This window comes from Ileibacterium valens (assembly GCF_001945525.1).
Classification (GTDB): domain Bacteria; phylum Bacillota_I; class Bacilli_A; order Erysipelotrichales; family Erysipelotrichaceae; genus Ileibacterium; species Ileibacterium valens.
In genome coordinates, this window is the sequence record NZ_MPJW01000147.1 from 1 (window position 1) to 4,329 (window position 4,329).

Annotated in this window: 4 protein-coding genes and 1 tRNA gene; 4 read left to right on the forward strand and 1 reads right to left on the reverse strand. The window is 37.5% G+C overall.

Translation table 11 applies throughout. From position 1 onward, the window contains the following. Positions 1 to 379: 379 nt before the first annotated feature. Entirely contained in the window at positions 380 to 970 is a 591-nt protein-coding gene (locus BO222_RS07685; RefSeq protein WP_075829857.1) for a hypothetical protein, read from the forward strand. Between the two features lie 119 nt (positions 971 to 1,089). Here the strand turns inward: BO222_RS07685 and BO222_RS07690 are convergent, their stop codons facing one another. After that, the gene (locus BO222_RS07690) at positions 1,090 to 2,367 is read right to left on the reverse strand and encodes a tetratricopeptide repeat protein (protein ID WP_075819879.1); all 1,278 of its coding nucleotides are present in this window, start codon (positions 2,365 to 2,367) and stop codon (positions 1,090 to 1,092) included. A 730-nt stretch (positions 2,368 to 3,097) separates the two neighbouring features. Here BO222_RS07690 and BO222_RS07700 point away from each other — a divergent pair. From BO222_RS07700 to BO222_RS07715, 3 genes are all read left to right on the forward strand, one after another. Continuing rightward, positions 3,098 to 3,187 (forward strand) — tRNA-Ser (locus BO222_RS07700). Positions 3,188 to 3,571: 384 nt separating this feature from the next. Beyond that, positions 3,572 to 3,943: a helix-turn-helix domain-containing protein gene (locus BO222_RS07710; protein ID WP_075819886.1), complete on the forward strand. Its 372-nt coding sequence runs from the start codon at positions 3,572 to 3,574 to the stop codon at positions 3,941 to 3,943. Between the two features lie 285 nt (positions 3,944 to 4,228). After that, positions 4,229 to 4,329: helix-turn-helix domain-containing protein (locus BO222_RS07715; protein WP_143356869.1), on the forward strand; the 101-nt coding region annotated here is incomplete at its 3' end.

Below are 4,329 nucleotides of genomic sequence, written 5' to 3' on the forward strand. Positions count from 1 at the left end.
TAAATGCTTCCAGATCCTGACAGGTCAGACTTTCACTCTGCATGAATTCAGCCAGTTTTTTAAACATAGAATTTTTTTCCATTTTTGCTCCATAAAGAACTTGAATTGAATATTGTCGACGATAATTATGGGCCCATAACGAGACAAAAAAGTACCCGAAACGAGCGAATACTTAACCAAAAGTGTTAAGTATTAAATCACCCGTTTTGGGTACTTTTATAAAACCACGAACAATGACTTCTTCAGGCAGTGAGCCAAATGAAGAATCAAAGATTGATTTGAAAAGGATTGGATTGATTGATGAGATATTGAGTGAAAGATCCAGGATTTTTTTGATCTTATGTACAATCGATATGTTAAAACCAATAGGAAAGCGAGGATGATGAATCTGAATGTTTTAAAAAAGACCAGAACATGGCTGCTGATTGCCTGGGTATTCTATGTTTGTTTATTAGTCACTTTAAGCCGGCAATTGAATCTGATCACTGAAAATCTGACTGGACTCTCAACCAGCGTTTCAGGCTGGTTGATGATGGCTTCTTTTTCAATCATCACCTCTATGTTCCTGCTTATCGGTTCATTGATGACTAAAAAATTTGAAAATAAAAGGCCTGCAAAAATTTTGTTAGGCGTCTCCTGCTTTTTAATGGCTGTCTCCCCTTTAATTCCTTATTGGGAAAATCAGGCCTGGTTAAAGGATCTTCATGTCTGGGGCGGCATTCTTGGTTTTATTACGTACCAGATCTGCTGGTTATTTTTCAGCCACTCAGAAAATAGTCAGTTTGATTTATGGATCAATCCTCTGACCTGGCTTTTATCCATGGATCCGACTATAAAAATGCAGCTGATCATCATTGGGATTTCCTGGTTAATCATCTGCTTTTGTGGTCATATTTCAGGTCTTTCAGAAATTGGCTATGGTTTCATGGAAGTCAGTTTTCTGGTTTTCTATAATGTATTTCACAAATAAAACGAGGCTTAGCGTAAAAGGAACAAACTAGTCGTCTGTCTCTTTCGCTAAGCCTCATTTTCGTTTTTAACATTGATTTAATTCGTTGAATGATTCAGAAATGAATTCCGAATGTCAAATTAAGGAAGATATCGTTCATAAGGAATACCGTCTGCTGATTCCGGCTCGATTTCTTCAATTTTGCTTAGATAGTTTTTCGCATTCTGTACAAAATACAGTCGATTTCCTGTTCGAATGGTCTTTTCAAAATACATTCTCGCAATGGAATAGTCTTCCTGAACAAAAGAAATCAATGCGATGTAGTAGAAACAGTCAGCCTGAGTCAGTCTTGAAGGACTGTGTTTGAGAAGATCAAGATAGTATTGTTTGCAGGCCTGAAAATCACGGTTCATTAACCGGATTTTGTTTTCTACTGATGCCTGTTCAGTTGATTTGATCATAATATTCATGGCACCCATTTTGGGCTGAATCTTATTAATCTCATCACGGCATCTCTCAAGTCCATGCATGTCCTTGAGCAGATAGTATGTATAGGACATCAAAGACCAGTAGGTCAGCATGGAAGTTGGGTTGCTTCTTGGAAAAGTAATCAGTACATCCTGTGCCAGTTCTGGATCGTCAAGATAGATCAGGCAGCTTGCCATTAAGGACTGATTACTCAGGCGGTAATGGTTTCCTCTTTTTGAATAATAAATCAGCGCGGACATACAGGCTTCCGGGTTGCATTGCTGGTAAAGCAGATTACTGATGGGCTGAAACTGAGCAATGCGGTAGTTGGTTAAGAACTGGAAGGCAAACATGTAGCCAAAGATGGCGATGATGCTGACAAAAAGATTATCAATAAAAAACATTACGCAGAACACAGCAATAATTCCAAGGAAGTAAATTGCAGTAATCTTGTTGACTGTTTTTCGAATACCAGTTGCCATGTCCTTGTATTCTTCGAGCAGCGGATGATGAATCTCATAAATCCGGACAATTTCATCATCGTTTGAAATCTTGCGTTTTTTTAGCCGTCCCTGAACTGATAGATGCAGTGAAATCCATCCATACAATGAAACAATCAAAGTAATCGGGAAAGTAACAATTCCAAACATGATCAGATATTCAGGCATGATCATCAACAGCAAAAACCAGAAAAAGATCGACATCCCGAACTGACTGCTCATCACATTTCCAATGATATAGACATTGCAAAGCCCGGCAATCGCACATCCTCCTGAAAGATAAATCAGGATGGGATTCATTTCGAGCATTCGAACCGTTTCAGCCGGGAGCATCGTTTCGAGAATTTCTGTATAGGATGAGTTTCCAACAGTTACGACCATCAAAAGCGCACCCATAATAAATCCAATAAGCAAAGTCAGCACCTGACTTTTACACTTATATTTCCACATATCGATTCGCGGTTCCTTCTTTCTAATCTCTAGTCATGAACCTTCCTATAAGGTTCTGATATGGTTTCACTTCAGTATAAGCCGTGACTCTTTGCTAACTATTGAATCATTACGGAATAATATGTGAAATGAAACAAACAAATTCTTTCCGCTTTTTCTGATGAATTCAGGCCTGAATTATTCGTTCTTCCCCATCTCTTTTGGTTTTTAAATTATATTTTGCCAAATTTAAGAATCAGGCATAATTCGTGTCTCATTTGGGAATACGATATTCTCAACAGAAAAGAGAGGAATAATTTATGCATGCTATCGAATTTGACGTTCTTGATTTCGCCGCATTCTGCTTTCAATCTAAAATTTTACCTTCACCTGATTCTTTCGAAAACTGGTTTCGGAGAACTTTCCATCAAAAAACAAATTGTAATCTGATCCCGGTTGCAGAAGAGATCATTAAGGAAACTCAACTTCTTCTCTATCTGGAGTAATCGTAAGAGCAAAAAAGCAGTGATATTCATTTCTGAGAAAACTTAACGTCCAGATCTTCGAATTGATTTAAGATTCAATTGTGATGAATTCATGTTATTTAACGAATATTTCAACCAGAACATTGAAAACAATCTGAATATTACTGGAAATAATCACTTAACCGAAAACCTGGCGAAATATTTTCTTTAATTTCCGTTTGACTTCTGGTGCCTCATTGGATAATATAAATGGGCACCACAGAAATGGAGTCGTGTCCGAGCGGTTTAAGGTGCAGTCTTGGAAAGGCTGTGTAGGTGAAAGCTTACCCAGGGTTCGAATCCCTGCGACTCCGCCATTTTGAAAATTAGAACAGAATTGATTCTGTACCAAATATATGAGACGATATCGTCTCTTTTTTTTTACCTTTTTATCTGTCAGTGAACCAAGTACAGCGATGAAAAACCTGATCAGAACTAAGAGCATTTCTTCCCTCTTTTTCTCTTTATGTTCATTCTTTCTCGTCATTCTTTCTCGTCATTCTTTCTCGTCATTCTTTCTTTTCGATCTTCATTCTTTCTTTTCATTCTTTGGATCAACTGCCTGATTCAGCCAACGAAACGTCTTCAGTCTATTCACTTACAAGGTGGGGATTTTGAATTTAGAGAAAAAATCATTCAGAAACTTGCCTGAACAGACAAAATAATTTTCTTATGTTTATAATGATTTCAAGAGGGTAAATATGCAGACAACGGGAGAGAAAATACGGTTAATCCGGCAAAGAAGGAAAAAAACATTACAGGAGGTGGCGGATGCCATCGGAGCTTCAGCTACAACAGTTTCAAAATATGAGTCTGGAATCATTGCGAATATTCCAACCACTAAGCTCAACGCGATTGCAGAATTTCTCGATGTCAATCCAGCCAGCCTGTTTGATTATGCCTTTGATGATCAGCCTCTGATTCTGTCCATCACAGAACAGCTCATGATGGAAGATTTCCGAAAGCTTTCTGAAATCGATAAAGAAACGATCTGCATCATTATCAAGCAGTTGCTTGATGCACAAAAAAAGCGTGAAGCAGAAAACCATAAATCACAGCAGCTTCATTTATAATGGCAGAAATTCAAAATACCAATTCAATTTTCTTCGAACTTATTATCTGAAGTGAAATTTCCAGTAATTCTGAATATAAATGAATATAAATATTAAAGAACGGATCCATTCTGTATGCTACAGGGATGGATCCGTTTTTTGTCTGGTCTATTTATCCTATTCTCTGCAAGAAGACCCCCACTTCTAAGCAAGCGAAAGCAGGGGACGAATTGCCTGATTGATCTATAAAATAAGATGTAAGTTTTGTATTATGCTTTAATAGATATCTAACCAGGGTAAAGAACAATGAACAAAGCTTACAAATTCAGAATCTATCCAGATAAAGAACAAGAAATTCTCTTTGCGAAAACCTTCGGCTGTGTGCGGTTGGTTTACAACTATTACCT